Origin of the sequence: Paucibacter sp. XJ19-41 (genome assembly GCF_028462495.1) — a bacterium.
In the GTDB taxonomy this organism is placed as follows: Bacteria; Pseudomonadota; Gammaproteobacteria; order Burkholderiales; family Burkholderiaceae_C; genus Roseateles_E.
In genome coordinates this window covers 1-19,589 of sequence record NZ_JAQOWX010000057.1, presented here as the reverse complement: position 1 = coordinate 19,589, position 19,589 = coordinate 1, and the positions used below count along the sequence as shown (strand labels likewise).

Sequence of the window (19,589 nt, the reverse complement as noted above, 5' to 3'; positions counted from 1 at the left end):
GCGTCAGTAGCCGACCGTGAAGCGGCGCTGGATGTGCTGCGGCGTCTCCAGCTCGTCGACGATGGCCACCGCCAGATCGGCCACCGAGATATGCGCCGGACCCTTGCTCGGGTCGCTGTCCATCACCGGCGACTCCAGGCCCAGCCGGTAGCGGCCACGGCGCTCGCCCGGCTCCAGATGCACGGCCGGCGACAGAAAGCTCCAGTCCAGCGTGGTCTCGGCGCGTATCAGGTTCAGCGCCTCGCGGGCCGCCAGCGCGCCCTGCTTCCATTCGGCGGGGAATTCCGGCGTGTCGACGAGCTGCAGGCCCGGTGCCGCATAGAGGCTGCCGGCACCGCCGACCACCAGCAGCCGCTTCACGCCGGCCTGCTTGACGCCGGCATAGATGGCGCGCGTGCCGTCGAGGAACTCGGTGTAGATGTCGGCCACGCCCCAGCCCGGGTTGTAGGCGCTGACCACCGCGTCCGCGCCCTGTACGGCGGCGGCCACCGAGTCGGCGTTCTTGGCGTCGGCCTCGAGCACGCTGAGGCCGGGCCGTGCCGTCAGCTTGGCCGGATTGCGGGCCAGGGCCACGACCTGGTGGCCGCGCGCCAGCAATTCCTGCAAAACCGGGGCACCGACGAAGCCGGTGGCGCCAATCAGGGCGATCTTCATGAGCAGTCCTTTGGAACTCGTTGCAATGGGATCAACTGTATGAACTTCACGATGCGGCGATAAGAGGGCAAAATCCGCCAGCATTGTTTAGACAGACTTCATGCTGGACCAATTAAAACGGATGGCGGTGCTGGCGACGGTGGTCGAGCAGGGCAGTTTTGCCGGCGCTGCCCGGCTGCTGCAGACCAGCACCTCGGCGATCAGCCAGCAGGTGCGGGCGCTGGAGCGCGATATGGGCGTGACCCTGCTGCACCGCTCCACCCGCAAGCTCAGCCTGACCCCGGCCGGCGCGCGCTTCCACGAGGGCTGCGTCGCGATGCTGGCGGCCGCGCGCGGCGCCCAGGCCCAGCTGCTGCAGCTGCGCGACGCGCCCGAGGGCGAGCTACGCGTGGCCGCGCCAGTGGGCTTCGGCCGCCAACTGGGGCCGGCGCTGGCGCCGCTGCTGGCCGCCCATCCGCGTCTGAGCCTGCATCTGGAGGTCGAGGACGGCTTCACCGATCTGGTGGCCCAGCGCATCGATCTCGCCGTGCGCTTCGGCCGCCTGCCCGACAGCAGCTGGGTGGCCCAGCCCATCGGCGAGAAAAGCATGGGGCTTTATGCGGCACCGTCCTATCTGGCGCGCTGTGGCGTGCCTTCCAGCCTGGCCGAGCTGGGCCGGCATGACTGGCTGCTGCTGCGGCGGGGTGCCGCCAACGTGCTGCTGCCGCTGCAGGACGCGGCCGGCCAGCCGGTCCAGCTGAACATCCAGCCGCGTGCCAGCAGCAACAACCAGCTGAGCCTGCAGCAGTTCTGCGAGGCGGGCATGGGCCTGGCGATGCTGAGCCCCAGCGATATCGGTGCCGCAGCCCAGGACGGCCGGCTCGTGCCCCTGTTGCCCGGCTGGCGGCTGCCCAGCCTGCCTATTTATGCGCTGACTCCGCAGCGCGATGCCCAGCCCGCCAAGGTGCGCTATGCGATCGAGGCGCTCAAATCCCATCTGACTGCGGCGAGCACCCCATGAGCCAAGACATTCTGCGTATCGGCGCGCTCGCCCGCCTGAGCGGCGCCACGCCCAAGGCCTTGCGGCTGTACGAGGCGCTGGGCCTGATCCCCGAACCCCGGCGCCAGGGCAGCTACCGCGTCTATGAGCAGCGCCATCTGGACGCGGTGCGCCTGATCCGCCAGGCCCAGGCCGTGGGCTTCAAGCTGCAGGAGCTGCGCGCGCTGACGGCGAGCGCCAACCGGCCCGCCCCGGGCGAGCCGCTGGCCCGCGATGTGGCGCTGCAGGCAGTGCAGGCCAAGCGCGCCGCGCTGGCCGCCCAGCAGCAGCGCCTGCAGCTGCAGCTCGACGAGCTGGCGGTCTGCGAGCGCTTGCTGCTGCAGGCCTTCGACTGCCCCGATGTGCAGCCCGCTTGACTCTGTCCCTAGGGGCAGGGTGGATGCTGGCGGGCATGAACACGACAGCCAAGAAAACCATTCTCGTCATCAATGCCAACCCCAAGCCGCACAGCCTCAGCGAGGCCCTGGCCCGGCGCTATGCCGAAGCCGCTGCGGCGGCCGGCCACTGCGTCAGCCTGGTGCAGCTACGCGAGCTGCGCTTTGCATCCGATCTCCCGCAGGGCCATGACGCCGATGCCGTGCTGGAACCCGATCTGCAGCGCCTTCAGCAGCAGCTGACCGAGGCGGAACATCTGGTCTGGGCCTACCCGGTCTGGTGGGGCTCGGTGCCGGCCCTGCTCAAAGGCCTGCTGGACCGGCTGCTGCTGCCTGGCTTCGCCTTCCGCTACCACCAGGGTCAGGCCTTGCCAGAGCGTCTGCTGAAAGGGCGCAGCGCGCGTCTGCTGGTCTGCATGGACACGCCGGCCTGGTACTTCCGCTGGCTGCAGGGCGCCCCGGCCCACCGCATGATGAAAGACGCGGTGCTGGAGTTCTGCGGCATCGCCCCGGTACGCATCAGCGCGTTCACGCCGGTCATCAAGAGCACGCCGGCGCGGCGCGAGCGCTGGTTGGCCGAGGCGGGGCGGCTGGGGGCGAGGGGGGCTTGAAGAGGAAGGCATGAAAAAAGCACCTGGCCGTGAGGGCAGGTGCCGCTTTTCGCAACTTCATTCATGGTGCGCCCGGCTGGGATCGAACCAGCAACCCCTGCCTTCGGAGAGCAGGATTTAGCGTTTTTTAACGTCCAATTTTGTACCGCTCTCCTCTGAAAGCCCCATGAACACTGGTCATGCGATTCCAGGAAGTTTCAGGAGGTTTGTCCGTACAATGTCCGTACGGATTTTTAAGGCAGGGAACGATGCCGCAGTACAACCTGACCAGGAAGAAGGACCGAGGCGACCTGCAGCCTCGGCGCGAGCCCTACTGGGCCCGGCGTGAGAGTGGGCTGTACCTGGGCTATCGCGGGATGGCCGATGGCGTTGGTACTTGGGTGGCGCGCCGCCCGGATGGTGAGAAGAAGACCTATCACGCGCTGGGCCCCCACGAGCACTATGACGACGCCAAACGGGCTGCGATGGCCTGGGCCGGGCGCGTTATCGCGGGCGTTGCCGACAAGGCGCCGACCGTCGAGTCGGCGTGCAAGCACTACGTCCAGCATCAGCGGACGGCCAAGGGCGACAAGTCCGCTGATGATGCGGAAGGGCGGTTCAGGCGTCTGGTCTACGGAACCCCGTTGGGCACTACCCCGCTCGACAAGCTGAATGCCATCAAGCTGCGCGCATGGCGAGACGCGCAGATTCCTGAAGTGGACGACGAGGACGATGACAGCGTCCGCCGCGCCAAGGACTCCATCAATCGCAATCTGGCAAGCCTCAAGGCGGCGCTGAATCTGGCGCACCGTGACCGGTTGGTGGCTTCTGACGATGGCTGGAAAACCGTGTCCGGTTTCGAGAAGGTGGCCAAGCGCCGCAGCGTGTTCCTCAACACGATCCAGCGGCGTGCCCTCGTTGCGGCCTGCGGCCCCGGCTTGAAGGAGCTGGTGATCAGCCTGCTGCTGACCGGCATTCGCCCCGGCGAGCTGGCAGGCTGCGATGTCGCGGACTTCGACAAGGCCAACGGCCTGCTGACGATTCGCAAGAGCAAGACGGAGGCGCGCACCGTGCTGCTGTCCACTGCCGCCATCCAGCATTTCACTGCGGCGACGAAAGACCGCATTGGCGCGGCGCCGCTGATCCCAGACGCCTTTGGCAATCGCTGGAACAAGGATGCCTGGAAGAAGCCGTTCAAAGAGGCAGCGGCTGCAGCTGAGATGCCTGACAAGACGGTGCTCTACACCCTCCGCCATTGCGCGATCACCGAGCTGATTGCCGGCGGGATGGACTCGCACCTGGTTGCCAAGATCGCCGGCACGTCGACCGCCATGATCGATGCGAGCTACGGGCACCTGCGTGTCGACAAGACGCGGGCCATGATGGACAGGACGACGATGTTGTAGTGGTCCATGGAAATCGAAAAATGGCCCTACCTGTCGAGCCGACTGGGCCAGGGATCGACAGTCGCGGGCCACAGGCGTCCGAATATGATGGTCCGCAGACAAGGGCGTGGTGCCGGCTGGAAGGCTCAGTCCTCGGTTTGCGAAGCAAGCCCTCTAACCGTAGCCGCCGAACGCCCGCAAGGGCCACGGGCTATTTCTGATTTCTGCCCCATGCCGTCGACCTTGCCACGACTAGAACGCAACCTCTTCATGGCAGCCGACATTCGGTCTGGCCAGATGTATCTCTTGGAGCTCATGGGCGCCTTTTTGACATGCCGCAACCGCCTCGGTGTCTTGCCGAAGCAAGGAGATCTGGCATGAATCCGATTCAGCTGGATCGCTTGCTGGCCGGACTCTGCCGGCTCCAGGGTGAGCGCGAATGGGTCGAGTTCAAGGAGAACAACGAGGCGCCGGACATGATCGGTGAGACCATCTCCGCCTTGTCCAATGGCGCGCGTCTGCGCAATGAGCCCTTTGCCTACTTCGTCTGGGGAATTCGGGATCGCAGCCATGAGGTGGTCGGCACCGATTTCAGGCCAGCGGATGCCCGTAAGGGCAACGAGGAACTGGAGCACTGGTTGGTGCGCATGCTGACGCCGCGACTGGACCTGCGTTTTCATACGCTAGAGCACAACGGCAAGACGGTTGTCATGTTGGAGATCCCGGCTGCGCTGCATACGCCGGTACAGTTTTCTGGCACGGAGTACATCCGGATCGGTAGCCTCAACAAACCGCTAAAACAGTACCCGGAGAAGGAGCGGGAGCTCTGGCAAGTGCTCAATGCCAGTCGCTTCGAGCAGGGCATTGCCATGGCGGGCATCGATGCAGACGAGGTGCTGCGCCTGCTCGACTATCCGCGCTATTTCGAGATGACGTCCCAGCCGTTGCCTGGGAACAAGGATGGTCTTGTGGCCAAGCTGGTCGCCGACAACCTGTTGAAGGAAGGCCTTCATGGCTGGTCCATCACCAACCTCGGTGCAATCCTGTTTGCCAAGAATCTGAGCGACTTTGGGCCGTTGGGCCGCAAGGGGCTCAGGGTGATCAAGTACAGGGGCAAGAACCGCATCCAGACCGAACGCGAGGCGCCGGGGAACAAGGGCTACGCGGTCGGTTTCGAGGGCGCTATTGGCTACATCAACAATCTCTTGCCTTTGAGCGAGGAGATTGGCCAGGCCTTGCGCCGCGAGGTCCGCACTTTTCCTGAACTGGCTGTTCGCGAGTTAGTGGCCAATGCCCTGATCCACCAGGATTTCACCCTCTCCGGCACCGGCCCGATGGTGGAATTGTTCGACGATCGGATCGAGATCACCAATCCTGGCAAGCCGTTGGTGGACACGCTCCGGATGATGGACGAGCCACCTCGGTCGAGGAACGAGTCATTGGCGGCCTTGATGCGGCGGATGAACATTTGCGAGGAGCGGGGCAGCGGTATCGACAAGGTGGTGTTTCAGGCGGAGATGTACCAACTGCCTGCTCCCAGCTTTGTGCTCAAAGACCAGTCCATGGTCGTGACGATGTACAGCCGTGTGCCCTTGAAAGACATGAGCAAGGATGACCGTGTCCGAGCCTGCTACCAGCATGCCTGCCTGAAATATGTGTCCAACGAGGCGCTGACCAACACCAGCCTGCGCCAGCGCTTTGAAATTTCGGAGGGCAACTCGGCACAGGCGTCTCGCATCATCGGCGAGGCGGTGGAGGCCAAGCTCATCAAGGCGGCCAACCCGGACAACAGGTCTCGCAAGCTGATGCAGTACCACCCTTTCTGGGCGTGAGACCCCTGCTTGACGGCTATTTGATTGGCAATGCTCGTTGCCCATCCTGTCGACCGGAAATTGATGATAACTCGTTGATTTATATGGAAATTCCTATTTGATGGCTGTTTGATAAGCCAAAGTCTCCTCAGGAGGTTGCTATGGGTTTTCTATGGGGTTCTATGAGTTGCTATGGGCTCGGAAGTCCCCGAGGCGGTTCTTTGATTGCGACGCTGAATGCACCGTCGGATGGCGCTTAGGTCTTTGATTTTTAAGGGATTTTCTATTTGACGGCTGTTTGACTGACGCAGCCATTCGACCGATCAACCGGAATTGCCATAGCTGACCTTGCCCCCGAAAAAACGTATCCCTTGTTGAGCCGCGTCGCTGGAGTGCCGGCGTCACGTTGCAGCCGGTGCATCGATGCAGGGATGTGACGCCAAGCGCTTACTTTGTCCAAGCCTGGCCCGAGGCCGAATTTGTGCAGCAAGCTGCTGCACGGTCGCCTTGGATCCACCTCTGTGCGCTGATCGATAAGCTCAAGACCATCGAGGCGCGCGACGGAGGGCTGCTGCGTTGGAGCCTGCGTACTGGCACCAGTGTTGGCAGAACAACCTGCCGGTCGTCAGCGGCGATGAGTCTGGGCTGACCTGCGCACCTCTTCGTAGCCTGTATTTTCGGTGCGCACGCGCCTGGCAAGCGCATGTGGGCCGGCCGGATACACTTTGAAACAGCGCCGCTTGGGGCGTAGGAAACTTGCGGGACAAGCCTGAGGATTGGCTTCTGCTTCTTGGCGGAGCGACATCGGGAGAAAAGAACACGATGAACCAGGGCTCAACCTGCGGCAAGTGGGGTTTGCACAACCGCACGCCCACCTCGTACGCGCGCGAGGTTCTCGCGATGGAGGCAACCGTTGTGAATGCCGATAACTTGAAGCGCTTTTGACTGCGCCAAATGAATGAGGCGTCGGTCTGGAGCTGTCGGAGTGAGCGGCTTGGGGCCATTCGACGCCAATCCCGTGCATCTGACCCAAGCGAGCAACACGCGCACAAACGAACGACCAAAGAGGGAGAACGATGGCGGCACCTAAGAAGATTCGAAACCGGGGCGCACTGGTGCGCGACAAGGGTACCACCGGCGGTGGCGGCGGAGGGTCCACGACACCGTCGGTGCATGTGTCATTCGTTGCCGTGGACAGCGAAGAGGCTGCCTTCCAACAACTACAGTTGGCGCTGCGGGATCAGTTCCCCGAGGGCGGAGTCAGCTTCGTGTTCGAGAATTGGCCGAAACTCACGATCAAGCTGGAAGGGGTGGGTTACAACAGCACGATCACGCCTGACTTGGCGGAGGTGCTAGTCAACCTTCAGCATGCGTTGAATAGGGCCTACGCTAGAGCAATTCACCACAGCACCAACGCCCGGAAGCTAACCGCCGAAGAGAGGAGGAGGCTCCAGTTCAAAGCCAAGGTCGAAAAGGGAAGTTCGCTGATCAACGTCGATCTCGGCCCCTACGCTCAGCAACTTGCCACAGAGCTTTCAGGAAAGATGAACGCCAACGACATCATCATCACGGTTCTGGGTCTCGGCGCGATTGCTGCCACTACCGTGGCGTTCAAGACCTGGCTCAAGCACAAATCCGACGATAACAAGGTCGATGCCGACACAAAGGAGCGCATTGCGCTGAGTCAGGAAGAAACGAAACGGCAGCACGTGCTCGCTACTGCCCTGGCGAGCAAGCCGGAGCTCGACTTCGCGCGGCAGGAATTTGATGACCTGCGGCGCGATGTACTCAAGGCGGTTGCTGACGCCAGGACTGTCCAGCTCAACGGACTGCAGTTCACTGCCGGAGAGGCTCGCGCGCTGTCGAACACGCCGCGCACGGAATCGCAGGACGTACAGCTCAACGGGCACTACGTTATCCAGAAGGTCGACCTGTCCGACCCGGTGATCATTCGTCTGAGCGTGAAGAGCTCCGACAACAGCGATGAGTTCATCGCGACCTTAAAGCGCGGCGGGCTGGAGGACGACGAGAGTGCGCGTCTCGAATCCGGCGCATGGAACCGGCGACGCCTGTACATGGCAATTAATGGCACCCGGCTTCGCGGCGAAGTCACCACGGCGACTATCGTCAGCGTCGACTGGCCGAAGGACAAGCCGGCCGCGTGACTTTCGAGGCCAATCTCAGTTTCAACCGGCTAGTCAGCGTTGGCGCGGGCGATCAGAGTTGCGATTGCATCAATCTAGCAGAGCCGACCTCAGATGAGCTCGCATCCTTGGCCGCCGGCCATCGCCCTATGAGCGTGATCGAACGACGGGTATCGACAGCAACGCTCATTGGGCTGCAAATCTGGGTGACTGCAACCCTGAACCGGAAAGCGGGGGAGTTGAGGGCTGAGTGTGAGTCCTCAAGGTGTTTTTGCCCGCTGCCCCGCAGTCTTCACCAGTTCCAGCGCCTTGTCCCGAACCTTAGGTGACAGGGCGCTGAACGCTACCAGTAGCTCGGCTACTTGATCGTTCGAGGCGTAGAAGTAGGCGGCCGGCACGCCTAGCACTGAGCCTATGCGCTCCATCAACTCAAGATCTGGGACGCGGTTACCGGTCTCGTAGCGGTTCATACGTGCGCTTGCAGACTCAGGTTCAAGCCCAGCTTCCAGGCCAAGACGCTCTTGTGATAGGCCGGCGCGCAATCTCGCCTCCTTTAACCGCCTCCCGATAACCGACATGCGCAACTCGCTGAAAAGCGAGCATCGTTGCGTTTTGCGCTTTACCAAAGACTACCGATTCGGTAGTATTGTCATGAACCTGGCTAAGCCGTCTTTGGCATTCGTTGACGAGCTCTTTCGTTTCGAAGCGGCCCCTTTGCCGATCAGGCCGCTGCGGTGTCGTTCGTAGCCTCTTCCGGGCGAGCTACCGCTCAAGTTCTCCAAGCTTTCGAAGGCGGTTCGGCCTGTGTTGCGCCTTGTCCATTCTGATGCGGCCGGCGTTACTAAGCCCGGCCTTTGACCCTGGGAGGGTTCACCATGAAGAAGCATCTGCCTCCGGTCTTCGCACGAGTCCGAAATGCCCTGCGGCGGCGCGGCAGCTCGACTCAGGATGCCGAAGACATCGTCCAGGAAGCCTGGGTGCGGCTGACCCACTACGAGCGGGAGCGGGAGGCGGTGGCCGATCCCGAACCCTTCATGATGCGCATTGCGCTGAACCTGTCGATCGATGCGCACCGCATGCGGGCCCATCACGGCGAGGAGGTGCTGGCGGAGGAAGTCGTGCTGGCCGACACGGCACCGAGCGTCGAGGCCGTGGTGCTGGGGCGTGAACGCCTAGCGCGGCTGCACATTTGTTTGGGGCGCCTGTCCGAGAAGAGCCGGGACATCTTCCTGGCCCACCGCCTGGACGGGCTGACCTACCGGGAGATCGCCGATCAACACGGCCTGAGCATCAGCACGGTGGAGAAGCACATCGCCAAGGCTACGATGCAGCTCATCACCGGGATGCAGGACTGGCGAACGTGACTGGCGCAGAGGGGCGGGACGGGCAGGGGGAAGAAAGACCAGGGGCCGAGCCCGTCGTGACGCGAGAGATTGCGGCCGAGGCGGCGGTCTGGATCGCCCGGCTGCACGGGCCGGATCGATCCAACCACATGGAACGCGAGTGTCGCGCCTGGCAGGCGCGCTCGGCGGCACACCGGCTGGCCTTCGAGCGCGGGACGGATCTGTGGATGGAGGCGGCGGGGGTCGACCGAGCCGCCGTAGCTCGGGCTGCGGCGGCCAGCAGGCTTGAGGGCCAAGGTGGGGAAGGGCAGGGCGCCGGCCCCGCGAATGCCGGCGCCAGTGGATGGGGCTGGCCACGCCCCTGGGCGCTTGCCCTATCGCTCGCGGCGACGGTCCTGGTGGCCGGTGTGCTGGTGGGCCAGCCCTGGCGCGACATCGACAGCTACGACACCGGCATCGGCGAGCAGCGCTTGGTGATCCTCAAGGACGGGACCCGGATGTCGCTGAACACCTCGACCCGGGTGCAGGTGGAACTCGACCAGACTAGGCGCCGCGTCCGCGTGGAAGGCGGAGAGGCGTTCTTCGAGGTCGCCAAGGAGGCGAGCCGGCCCTTTGTCGTGCAGGCCGCCGGTACGGAAGTCACCGCCACCGGGACGGCCTTCGTGGTGCGGCTGACACCGCCAGGTGCCGGCACGAGTCAGGCGCTCGATGTCACGCTGGTGGAAGGCCAGGTGGTGGTGCGCGAGGCTGAGCGCCGCACCCAAACGCCCAAGATCGTGCCGCCCATCGTGATGGCGGCCGGCGAGCGGCTGCGCGTGCGAGGTGATCAAGGCACGAGTGGCGGCGTCACGGCTGCACCCGCACAGCCGCAGCGTGATCGGCCGCGCATGGACCAGGTGCTGGCCTGGAAGCGCGGCGAAGCTGTCTTCGACAACGCGTCGCTGCCGCAAGCGCTGGCCGAGATGAACCGCTACAGCGCGACGCCCATCATGGCGGACCCCAGCTTGGCGGTGCTGCGGATCAGCGGCCTGTTCAAGACCGGCGACAGCGCTGGCTTTGCGCAGGCGGTGGCCACCTTGCACGACTTGCGGGTTCGAGAGCATCCGGATCGGGTGGAACTGCTGCCGAGGTAGTCCAGGCGGCCCGTACCCGTGCCAGGGGAGCGCCGGCCTGATCCTTCCCGCTGGCGCGGCAAGGGCCCGCTTGCCGGACTGGCTTGCCAGATCGGCACCCCTGGCACCCGCCACGTCCGAAGCCGGGCCGTCTGGGGACGGATTGCCCTGGCTCGACGGTTGCGCCACGTGTTGCGCTCGTGGAGCCGCCAGGGCGCAAGACCTGAAGGGGGCCTGATACGCGGCCTGCGCGCCAAGCCCGCTGTACCGCCGCAAGTGTTGCGCTGGATCCGCTAGACCCCCGAGCAACCAGCCCGCCGCAAGCCCGACGCCGACCGAACAGCCATTTGGGTGGCAGGCGGGCGGGCAGTGATCGGCAACGAGCGCCGGACAAGCGTCGCTGACGCGCCGGTCCTGCGCCGCTAGCGCACCGGATACGCGCCGGTCTCTGGCCGCTCTCGGTGCGGTTGTGGACGCTTACTGAACGGCTGGTGAACGCTCGTGGTCGGCTCTGAGTCGCTTTTGCGTCGCCTTTGCGGCGGAAAACGCCTCTGAACCCGAATCAACGTATCACAAAAGACACCTAGTGCAGGATAGGCTGGCCGCCAGCTTCTGGATGCCCGTGCGCTGCCTTGAAATTTCCGACAGGCGTATTGCCTGTGGGCTCCGGGCGCGCGACTGATGCGATCTCAGTTACAGCAGGCGATGGCCTGACGACGGCTGCGCAGAGCGGCTTCTGCTCGGTCACTCAGTGGCCCGCAGCATGCCGACGGCCCAAGCGCGCGCCCAAGAGAATGCAAGCAATGGCTGCGACCATTGCTATCAGCCAGCGCCCGCCAATCTCCATGAACAAAGTCAGCGTCACCAGGAAGCTCTGCTGAAGCGTCACGCCCACCGTGGCGGCAGCATCGATCAGCAGGATTTCCAGGCGCCCGGCGAGCAAGACCGGCGAGGTCAGCGCCAGCATCACGATGGCGCAGGGGACGGCGGCAAGACCTCTGAACATCAACTCGCGTGGCTTGGCTGCGGGCCAGCTGATGAGCACGGTCATCAGCACGACGAACGGCACCAACGCATGGCCAACGTCGGTTTTCAGGATTGGCAGCCGGGTCTGCGCCGGCACCCAGTGGCGGGGGCTCAGCTGTCGGTCGTGAATGGTCAATGGCGACAGTTGGATGACGGGCAGACTGCCCTCTTCGGTGATCGTCAGGATGGCAACGTGGTTGGGCTGCAGCGCCTCGATCAATGCCGATTGAAAAGGCAAGGTCCAAGCCAGCAGCGCTGACCCCTGCGTGAGCACCAGCACGGACAAGCCCAGCCACACCCCAACGCCGAGAACGACCCGGCGCAGCAAGGCTTGCCGGGGCAGGCTGTAGATGTCCATTTCAGCTCGCGTGGTTGGCACCTGCTGTGGATCGCGGAGCCAGCCGCCCCGCCCACCACAGAAAGAAAAAACAGCTCAGCAGCACCACCAAGGTGGGGATCAGGAAGTTGTGCAAGGTGTCGAACCAGCCGGCCCGATGGGCGGCCACAAAGTACAGGCTCACCACGCGCGCTTCGTTGAGCACATAGCTCACGAGCACGGCGCCCGCCAGGCCCAGCAGCTTGTGACGAACACCGCCACGCGCCGCAGCGACGGCGGCCAGCAGCAGGAACAGCGCACCCGAGCCATCGCAGCCACGGATGATGCTCAGCGAGACTGTGGGAGACACCACCGCGCCGACCTGCGCCGCGACCTGATCGGCCGGCGCGATCAGGGAGATCAATCCCGCGCTGGGCCAGACGATGGCGTAGTAATGAACAAGCTCGCGCAGCAGCTCATCGGGGATCTGCATGTACAGGCCATGCAGGCTCGCGTAGACGCCGACAAACAAGACCAGCGCGATCCAGGGTCGGGCCTGCGCGCGCGACATCGCGGCAGCGATGCGCTGCGTCTGGAATACACCCATCAGAGTCTCCCGTTGCCCGACTGTGCGAGCTGAGTTGTTTGAAGATGGTGATGCGCGCAGATGACTTTCGTGTGTCAGCGGCTCTACGCGTGCGCCACGGCCCGTTCGGCCTATGCCGGCGGCGAATCGGCCTCGACGGCCTGCAACAAATGGCGCCTATCGTCCGTTGCAACAAGGCGATCCATAACGCCGGTCAGGGAGTGTCAGATGAAACCTCAAGCAAGGGCTTGCAGCCTGCTGCTGGGCTGTGCATGGCTGCTGCTGGCCGCATCGGCGCAGGCCGATGTCGACAGTCAGCGCAGCAAGGGCGTGGCCTGGCTGCTCAAGCAGCAGCGCGGCGACGGTGCCTGGGCCAGCGCCAATGGCGCACTGCCCGTTCAGGCCACGGCGCCAGCGGTGCTGGCATTGCGCAGGGCCGGCCTGAACCGCTCGCCCTCCTTCGGCGCCGCCGGCGCCTGGCTGGCGAATGCGGAAGTCGACAGCGTCGACTCGATTGCCAGGAAGATTGAAGGCATGAGTGCTGCTGGGTTGTCCGCCCAGAAGGAATCGGATCGGCTGTACGCGATGCGTGCCGCGACCGGCGCGGCGACCTGGGGCAGCTACGGCGGCAACGGTATTGCCTTCGTCGACACCACAATGGGACTGGCCGGTCTGCGTCTGGGGGATAGCAACTACGCGGCCAAAAGCGGCAACACCGTGCTGTCCGCTGTCTGCACCCTGCTATTGGCCCGCGTCAATGTGGCTGCCGGCAAACAGGCGCTGCCGATGTTGCCTGCATCGACGAACGCCAACCCCGCCCAGGGACGTCCGTCGGTCATCGCTACGGCCTTGATGCTGGCCGAGTTGCGGGCAATCCAGCAAAACACCGGTTTTGCGAATCTGACCTGCGGCTCGTCCAGTCTGAGCATGTCGACCGTGCAGGCCGAAGCCGTCGCCTGGCTGCTGGACCAGCAGAACGCCAATGGCAGCTTCGGCGAGCCGCGCGCGGACGGCGCCAAGGGAGGCCCCAGTCTGCTGGTGACGGCCCTGGTCTACCGGGCGCTGACCGAGCAGGCGGCACCGGCGCAGCCACAGTCCGGCAATGCGCTGAGCTGGCTGCTGAGCCAGCAGGACACGAGCCAGGGACAGTCGGGCAGCGGCAGCTGGCGCGCCGATGCACTGATTACTGCCCATGTGCTGGCGGCCCTGCCGGCGGCGGGTGCAGCGCAACAGCTCGATAGCGACAAGGACGGCCTGCCGGATGTGATCGAAGCCCAGCTTGGCAGCAACCCGGCCGTGGCCGACGCCCGGCAGTTCCTCGGCACGCCGGGCCTGTCGGTACCCGGCGGCTCCAGTGCCTCGGTCTTCGCGACCGCCACGGTCGGGGAATCGTTCAGCTTCAGCCTCGGTGGCCAAGGTCCGTTTCGGATCACCACCGGCGACCTGCCACCGGGCCTGGTGCTCAACGCCGGCAGCGGCTTGATCACCGGCACGCCGCAGCAGGCGGGCAGCTACAGCTTTGATCTGGCCGCCGCCGCTGCGCAGACCTTGATAGCGCGCATCGATGTGGACCCCGACACCGGCCAGGTCGACAAATACGTGCCGCTGCCCCCGTGGGCCTTGCTGCTGATGGGTGGCTTGCTGCTGGCGGCGCTGATGCGGCGCGCCAAGGGAGACTTTTGATGCGACTCCATGCTTTGTTGCTGCTCCGGCTTGCCCTGTTGACGCCAGCTGCGTTAGCCCCGAATGTGGTGCTGGCCGCTGCAGCGCTCGCGCAGCTGCCCGAGGCTACGGTTCAAAGTCTGCGCAGCTCCCTGAGCCCCACGTCCTCCTCGGGCCTGGAGGCCTTGCAACGCCGGCTGGAGGAGCTGCAGACCGAGCTGCGACCGGCTACATCGGGTGGCAGCACTGCGCAGCAGCCAGCGCAGGCCCCAGGGTCCGCGAGGGCGCTGCGCCCCGCCTCGGCAGCAATCAGCCAGGCGCAGGGACATCGTGCAGCGCTGGGCCCGCTGCGCGGTCAGGTGATGGCCGAGATCGAGGCGCTGTATCAGGTGGCGGGTGAGGCAAGTCGCGCAGCACCATCGAGCGCGCTTGCGTCGCTGCGCATGCAGGTGCAGGCCCGGTTTGATCGCCTGGACGCGGCACTGCTGGCGGTCGAGACGGCCCGGGGTGAGGCCGCAGTCGCCGATGCACAGCGGGCCCTGGCCGCGCTGGTGCTGAGCCTGCAGGCACCGACGCCGGTACAGCCTGCGGCGCCAGTGCCGACCCTGGCACCGTTGCGTCCGCTGCTGCGTGCGCCCGGTAGTGCCCCCGCGAGTACCACTTTGCCACGCTACGCCAGCGACAGTCTGAGCGGCGGCGCAACGCGCAGCGCAGCCCTGCGCCCGGATGCGCCGACCGGCTTTGGCTATGTCAAGGCTTCGGCCACCCTGCCGCCGGTGGCGGCGGACACTGCCACGGACTGCAGCGCGGTCGCCGCCGACCTGGCAGATGATGGTGTCGAAGTACAGCTGACGCCCGAGATCCGCGCGCTGGCTCAGGAGCTCCATTACTCGCCGGTGCGCATGCTGCGCTGGATGCAGACCGAAGTGCGCTTCGAACCCTACTGGGGTTCGCTCAAGGGCGCCGTGGGTGTGCTGCAGACACGCTCCGGCAATGCCACCGACCAGGCCAGCCTGCTGGTGGCCTTGCTGCGCAGCGCCAACACGCCGGCCCGCTTTGTGCGCGGCACGGTGGCCTTGCTGGACCAAGCGCCGAGTGACAGCCCAAGTTCAGTGGTTCAGCGCTGGCTGGGCACCAAGAACTACAGCGGCTCACTCGCCTATCTGAACTCTGGTGGTGTTCCTGCGGGCACCTACTCCCTCAATGGCGCGGTGCACGGTTTGGTCTTCGATCATGTCTGGGTGCAGGCCTGCGTCCCGTTTGCGGCCTATCGGGGTACCTTGGCCGATGCCGGCGGCTATCGCTGGCTCGCGATGGATGCGGCGGTCAAGGACCATGACTACCAGGCGGGCTTGAACTTGGGGCTGGCGCTGGATACCGGCTTTTACGCGCCCTATCTTGCCGGGCGCACGCTGCAGCTGCCACCGGACTATCTGGCTGAGCGCATCGAGGCTGCAGCGCGGGCCGTGAAGTCCGATGCTTCGGCGGAGGACGTGCTTTATCGGGGCCGACCGCGTGCACTGCGCCTGGATGTGCTGCCCGGCGCGCCGCCGTTCGCCATCAGTCAGTTCAGCAACTGGCCCGGCAGCAGCTTGCCCGAGACCGCCATCCTGCCCGAGGCGCACCGTCACCGCTTCGCAGTCACGGTTCGCAGTGGCGCGGGCGCGGTGCTGGCCACTGCCGCGGTCGCGTTGCCGCAAAAGGCCTTCGGAAAGATCACGGTCTCCTATGCCCCCGACGCAGCCAGCCAGGCTTTGTGGAACAGCTGGGGCGGCACGCTGGCGGCCCTGCCGGCGGGCAGCGTCAAGGTTTATCCGCGGATCCAGGTCGACGGTGTGACGCTGGCCAGTGGGCCTGTGGCCAGTGCCATGCCGCTGGGCACCGTCCACAGCGTGGTGATGAAGCTGAGTCAGGGCGAAGAGCTTGATGGCCGCTGCATTGCCGACAGCGGCAACCCGAGCGACCCCAGGGACGGCGATGTCAGCTGTTTGAACAAGACGGTGTACGGCAATGTGAAGGCCGGCGCCTACTACGCGCTGGGCTTCAATGCCGGCCAGACCTCCGACGCACTGCTCGCCGGCCGAGCCCGTCGCTTGGCCGAGCAGGTCAACATCTACCCCAGCGCCCCGACGCCGGCCAGCGGAGCCGGCTATGACGCCACGGTCGGCGAACTGCTGCACATCGTGCTGCAAAGCTATATCCACGAGACCGAGCGCGCCGACCGCCGCATCGCCGAGCTCAAAGGCCTGCGCAGCACCGGCGGCTATGACATCGGCCTGACCGGGGCGGAGCTGCGCACCGAGTATGTGTTTGACCTGCCGCTGAGCGTCAAACCTGCTGGCGTCTATGTGGACTTCAAGGGTGGTATCTACGGCTTCAGCCGCCTCGACTCGGCGGCACCCCTGAGCGCACTCGCCGGTGAAAGCAACGCAGCCTTCAATGCCCGCCGCCGAACAGTTCTGAACGCTGAGCAGGTCGAACTGGCCAAGCTGTCCATCTATGCAGGTTCGGCGCTGGAGCACCATGTCTGGCAGCAGGCATTGCGAACCGATGCGGTTTCGACCGTACGTGGCCTGCAGTTCGCGGCCGAGAGCGGGGTCAGCTTGGTCGAGTTCACGTCGGCCAATATTGGCCAGTACGACAGCCTGATGCAGATGAGCGGGCCCACCAGCATGGCGGGCTACAAGGCCGGTATCCAGGCCGAGGTGGCAGCCGGTGCCGTGGTGACCGTCCCGCGAGCCCAGATCGCCTACACCGACCCGGTTGATCCGGCCAAGGCCTGGCGCGGTGCTGTCTACATGAGCGCCAATGCGGCCAGCGGCGCTTATGGCGCCATCATCAACGGCTCCATCTCGGGCGGTTTTCCCTTGCTCAACAGCACGCCGGTGCGCAATGTCTATGCCGGCAATCCCAACGCGCCGAGCTTTGTCGATCTCAGCAATGCGGGGACCGGGCGGCTGAGTACCTTGCCCACAGGCCAGCAGGGCAGCAACTCGCTAGCCAGTTGGGCCGGCGACCCGGTCAATATGCTGACCGGCACCTTCACTCACAACGAAAGCGATCTGCGCATCAAGGGGCGCGGTGGCCTGCCGATCGTGTTCGAGCGCTGGTACAACAGCGGCGCACCCAAGGACGGCCCGCTGGGCTTCGGCTGGACGCACAGCTTCAACCACCAGCTGCGGCTGTACGGCGTCGAGAACGGCGTGGCCAAGGTCGGCTGGGTCAACGGCAGCGGCGGCGAGAGTTTTTTCAGCAGCGCCAGCCACAGCGGCGGTGACATCACGCGCGGCAGCACGCTGGCGAACTCGCCCGGCGTCCAGCTGCAGTTCACGCGCATTGCCGGCGGCGCCGACGACGGCAAGTTCCAGATTCGAGAGCGCCACGGCCTGAGCTATCTGTTCGCCTCGGCCAGCGGCCCCGGCGGCGCGCCGACGCCGTCCAACACCGTCACCGCCCGGCTGCTGGCCATCACCGACCGCAACGGCAACCAGCTCAGCCTGGGCTACAACGGCAGCAACCAGCTCGACAAGGTCAGCGACAGCCTGGGCCGCACGGTGCTGACCCTGGGCTGGACTGGCTCGCGCATCACCCAGCTCAGCGATCTGTCCGGTCGCAAGCTGAGCTACGCCTATACCGACGGCCTGCTGACCCAGGTCACCGACCCGCTGAACCAGCTGCGCGGCTACAGCTATTACGGCGCTGCCGACGGCCCGCAGCGCGAGCGCCGCATCAAGCGATTGACCCTGCCGCGCGGCAATGGCATCGAGTTCGAGTACTACAGCGGCGGCCAGGTGTTCCGCCACACGCCGCTGGATACCGAAGGACAGCCCATCCCCGAGTCCGCGCTGACCTTCCACTACAACCCCTTTGCGCGCGAGAGCTGGACCGTCAATGGCCGGGGCCACCGGCATCTGTTTGCTTTCGATGCCCACGGCAATCCGTTGCGCATCGAGGACGGCGCCGGGGCCGAGCGGCACTACAGCTACGACCCGGCCAAGCCCTTCAACCGGCTCAGCGAGACCGATTCGGTGGGCCGCAGCACCCGCTACAGCTACAACGCCCAGGACCTGCTCGAAACCCAGACCCTGCCCTCGGGCGCGGTGCTCGAGTACCGCGACTACAACGCCTTCGCCCAGCCGCAGCGCATCAAGAACGCGCGTGGCCACTGGAGCCTGCTGCGCTACGACGCGCGCGGCAATCTGACCGACAGCTACAGCCTGCGCGCCGGCGTCGTGCCTGCCGCCGGCAGCCAGCCGGCCACTGCCGACCTGCTGGCCTGGACCCGGCGCAGCTACGACAGCGCCGGCAATCTGGTCACGACCCTGCGCGTCAAGGATTTCAGCGCGATCACCGGTCCCTCGCTGACCCAGACCTGGAGCCCCGACAAGCTGAATCTGCTGAGCCTGACCCGCGCCGGCAACCGCAATGGCAGCCAAGTCAGCGAGACCAGCCCGAGCTTCAGCTACGACTCCTTGGGCCGGCTCAAGAGCGGCGTCGACGCCCGCTGGTATCCGAGCGCCTTCAGCTACGACGCGCTGGACCGGCTGAGCCAGGCCAGCGACAGCCTGGGCAAGACGCGCAGCTTCCGCTTCGATGCCAACGGCAATCTGATCGGCAGCGAGCTGGTGGACGGCGGCAGGCGTATCGACAGCCAGGCGCTGGCCTATGACGCGCAGGACCGGGTCGAGCGCAGCCTCGACCACGCGGGGAATCTGAGCCAGAACGCTTATGACGAGATCGGCCAGCTGATCGCCAGGACCTCGGCCGACCAGGACCGCATCGGCGTCGAGTACGACGCGGCCGGGCATGCGGTGGCGGCCTTCGATGCCGAGGGCAACCGCGTGCACAGCCAGCTCGACACGCAGGGCCGGCCCCTGATCGTGACCGACCCGAACGGTCACCAGACCCGCTACGAGTACTGGGGGGCGAGCAGCTTCGACGGCCGCTTGAGGCGCGTGAGCCTGCCGGCCATCCCCGGCCAGGCCGCCGGTCGCGCCGAGGAGTATGAGTACGACGCCGCCGGCCAGGTCACACGCAGCCGCAGCATCGCGGCCGATGGCAGCAGCCGGCGCGAGCGTTTCAACTTCTTCGACGAGCTCGGCCGCCCGGTGCGCAGCGTCGGCGCGGCCGACGACGCCGGCCAGCGCCTGCAGGTCTGCACCAAGTTCGACACCCTGTCCCGGCCCATCGAGGTCTGGGCAGGCCCCACCACCGACACCACGCGCACCAGCTGCGACTTTGCCGATGCCCTGCTCAAGCGCCAGCAGACCCAGGCATGGGACGACTTCGGCCAGCTGCTCAGCAAGACCGATGCGCTGGGCCGCCTCTGGCGCTATGGCTACGACGAACACGGCAACCTGGCCAGCAGCCAGAGCCCTGAGCAGGCCAAGCTGGGCCCCACAAACAAGACGGTCTATGCCTATGACCCGCAGCTCAACGGCCTGCTGCGCAGCCGCACGGTGCCCGGCGCCGGCAATGCCGGCCAGAGCCTGCTGTACAAGCGCAACGCACTAGGCCAGGTCGAGCGGGTGGAGACCCGCGACGGCA

General features: G+C 65.5%; 14 protein-coding genes and 1 tRNA gene. 10 read left to right on the top strand and 5 right to left on the bottom strand.

Annotation, left to right across the window (positions count from 1 at the left end):
• Window positions 1–3 precede the first annotated feature (3 nt).
• Window positions 4–654 carry an NAD(P)-dependent oxidoreductase gene (locus PO768_RS15725; RefSeq protein WP_272646801.1) on the bottom strand — a complete coding sequence of 217 codons (651 nt, stop codon included), beginning with the start codon at window positions 652–654 and terminating at the stop codon, window positions 4–6.
• 100 nt (window positions 655–754) lie between these two features.
• Here PO768_RS15725 and PO768_RS15720 point away from each other — a divergent pair, with 100 nt between their 5' ends.
• Genes PO768_RS15720 through PO768_RS15710 form a run of 3 tightly spaced genes read left to right on the top strand, consistent with a single transcriptional unit; the run spans window position 755 to window position 2,678 of the window.
• Window positions 755–1,654, top strand: a complete 900-nt coding sequence (locus tag PO768_RS15720; RefSeq protein ID WP_336297772.1) for a LysR family transcriptional regulator — start codon at window positions 755–757, stop codon at window positions 1,652–1,654.
• A complete protein-coding gene (locus PO768_RS15715; protein WP_272646800.1) occupies window positions 1,651–2,049 on the top strand; it encodes a MerR family transcriptional regulator in 399 nt (132 codons plus the stop codon). The genes PO768_RS15720 and PO768_RS15715 overlap by 4 nt, the downstream gene beginning before the upstream one ends.
• 35 nt (window positions 2,050–2,084) lie before the next feature.
• Window positions 2,085–2,678: an NAD(P)H-dependent oxidoreductase gene (locus tag PO768_RS15710; protein WP_272646799.1), complete on the top strand. Its 594-nt coding sequence runs from the start codon at window positions 2,085–2,087 to the stop codon at window positions 2,676–2,678.
• A 64-nt stretch (window positions 2,679–2,742) separates the two neighbouring features.
• On the opposite strand, the gene PO768_RS15705 is transcribed toward PO768_RS15710, so the two are convergent.
• Window positions 2,743–2,827: transfer RNA gene (locus PO768_RS15705), tRNA-Ser, on the bottom strand.
• A gap of 99 nt (window positions 2,828–2,926) precedes the next feature.
• Here PO768_RS15705 and PO768_RS15700 point away from each other — a divergent pair.
• The 3 genes from PO768_RS15700 to PO768_RS15690 all read left to right on the top strand — a co-directional run bounded on the left by PO768_RS15700 (window position 2,927) and on the right by PO768_RS15690 (window position 8,018).
• Window positions 2,927–4,063, top strand: coding sequence for a tyrosine-type recombinase/integrase (locus PO768_RS15700; RefSeq protein WP_272646798.1), 1,137 nt, complete (start codon window positions 2,927–2,929; stop codon window positions 4,061–4,063).
• Window positions 4,064–4,419: 356 nt separating this feature from the next.
• Window positions 4,420–5,874, top strand: coding sequence for an ATP-binding protein (locus PO768_RS15695; protein ID WP_272646797.1), 1,455 nt, complete (start codon window positions 4,420–4,422; stop codon window positions 5,872–5,874).
• A 1,055-nt stretch (window positions 5,875–6,929) separates the two neighbouring features.
• Window positions 6,930–8,018, top strand: coding sequence for a hypothetical protein (locus tag PO768_RS15690; protein ID WP_272646796.1), 1,089 nt, complete (start codon window positions 6,930–6,932; stop codon window positions 8,016–8,018).
• A gap of 239 nt (window positions 8,019–8,257) precedes the next feature.
• On the opposite strand, the gene PO768_RS15685 is transcribed toward PO768_RS15690, so the two are convergent.
• A complete protein-coding gene (locus PO768_RS15685; RefSeq protein WP_272646795.1) occupies window positions 8,258–8,575 on the bottom strand; it encodes a helix-turn-helix domain-containing protein in 318 nt (105 codons plus the stop codon).
• Window positions 8,576–8,872: 297 nt separating this feature from the next.
• On the opposite strand from PO768_RS15685, the gene PO768_RS15680 reads away from it, so the two are divergent.
• Window positions 8,873–9,361, top strand: coding sequence for an RNA polymerase sigma factor (locus tag PO768_RS15680; RefSeq protein WP_272646794.1), 489 nt, complete (start codon window positions 8,873–8,875; stop codon window positions 9,359–9,361).
• A 56-nt stretch (window positions 9,362–9,417) separates the two neighbouring features.
• A complete protein-coding gene (locus PO768_RS15675) occupies window positions 9,418–10,473 on the top strand; it encodes a FecR family protein (RefSeq protein WP_272646793.1) in 1,056 nt (351 codons plus the stop codon).
• 727 nt (window positions 10,474–11,200) lie between these two features.
• Here PO768_RS15675 and PO768_RS15670 read toward each other — a convergent pair.
• Together PO768_RS15670 and xrtM are read right to left on the bottom strand one after the other, a co-directional pair.
• Window positions 11,201–11,836, bottom strand: coding sequence for a hypothetical protein (locus PO768_RS15670; RefSeq protein WP_272646792.1), 636 nt, complete (start codon window positions 11,834–11,836; stop codon window positions 11,201–11,203).
• Between the two features lies 1 nt (window position 11,837).
• Complete coding sequence (gene xrtM, locus PO768_RS15665; RefSeq protein WP_272646791.1) at window positions 11,838–12,401, bottom strand: exosortase family protein XrtM; 564 nt, start codon at window positions 12,399–12,401, stop codon at window positions 11,838–11,840.
• Window positions 12,402–12,608: 207 nt separating this feature from the next.
• On the opposite strand from xrtM, the gene PO768_RS15660 reads away from it, so the two are divergent.
• A complete protein-coding gene (locus PO768_RS15660; RefSeq protein WP_272646790.1) occupies window positions 12,609–14,063 on the top strand; it encodes a putative Ig domain-containing protein in 1,455 nt (484 codons plus the stop codon).
• Window positions 14,063–19,589: DUF6531 domain-containing protein (locus PO768_RS15655; RefSeq protein WP_272646789.1), on the top strand; the 5,527-nt coding region annotated here is incomplete at its 3' end. The genes PO768_RS15660 and PO768_RS15655, both read left to right, overlap by 1 nt.

Excerpts from the sequence above, each read along its gene's own strand:
- PO768_RS15710 (WP_272646799.1), top strand. The coding sequence starts at position 2,085 with ATGAACACGACAGCCAAGAAAACCATTCTCGTCATCAATGCCAACCCC.
- PO768_RS15680 (WP_272646794.1), top strand. The coding sequence starts at position 8,873 with ATGAAGAAGCATCTGCCTCCGGTCTTCGCACGAGTCCGAAATGCCCTG.
- xrtM (WP_272646791.1), bottom strand. The coding sequence starts at position 12,401 with ATGGGTGTATTCCAGACGCAGCGCATCGCTGCCGCGATGTCGCGCGCG.
- PO768_RS15720 (WP_336297772.1), top strand. The coding sequence starts at position 755 with ATGCTGGACCAATTAAAACGGATGGCGGTGCTGGCGACGGTGGTCGAG.
- PO768_RS15685 (WP_272646795.1), bottom strand. The coding sequence starts at position 8,575 with ATGTCGGTTATCGGGAGGCGGTTAAAGGAGGCGAGATTGCGCGCCGGC.
- PO768_RS15695 (WP_272646797.1), top strand. The coding sequence starts at position 4,420 with ATGAATCCGATTCAGCTGGATCGCTTGCTGGCCGGACTCTGCCGGCTC.
- PO768_RS15725 (WP_272646801.1), bottom strand. The coding sequence starts at position 654 with ATGAAGATCGCCCTGATTGGCGCCACCGGCTTCGTCGGTGCCCCGGTT.
- PO768_RS15660 (WP_272646790.1), top strand. The coding sequence starts at position 12,609 with ATGAAACCTCAAGCAAGGGCTTGCAGCCTGCTGCTGGGCTGTGCATGG.
- PO768_RS15700 (WP_272646798.1), top strand. The coding sequence starts at position 2,927 with ATGCCGCAGTACAACCTGACCAGGAAGAAGGACCGAGGCGACCTGCAG.
- PO768_RS15715 (WP_272646800.1), top strand. The coding sequence starts at position 1,651 with ATGAGCCAAGACATTCTGCGTATCGGCGCGCTCGCCCGCCTGAGCGGC.
- PO768_RS15690 (WP_272646796.1), top strand. The coding sequence starts at position 6,930 with ATGGCGGCACCTAAGAAGATTCGAAACCGGGGCGCACTGGTGCGCGAC.
- PO768_RS15670 (WP_272646792.1), bottom strand. The coding sequence starts at position 11,836 with ATGGACATCTACAGCCTGCCCCGGCAAGCCTTGCTGCGCCGGGTCGTT.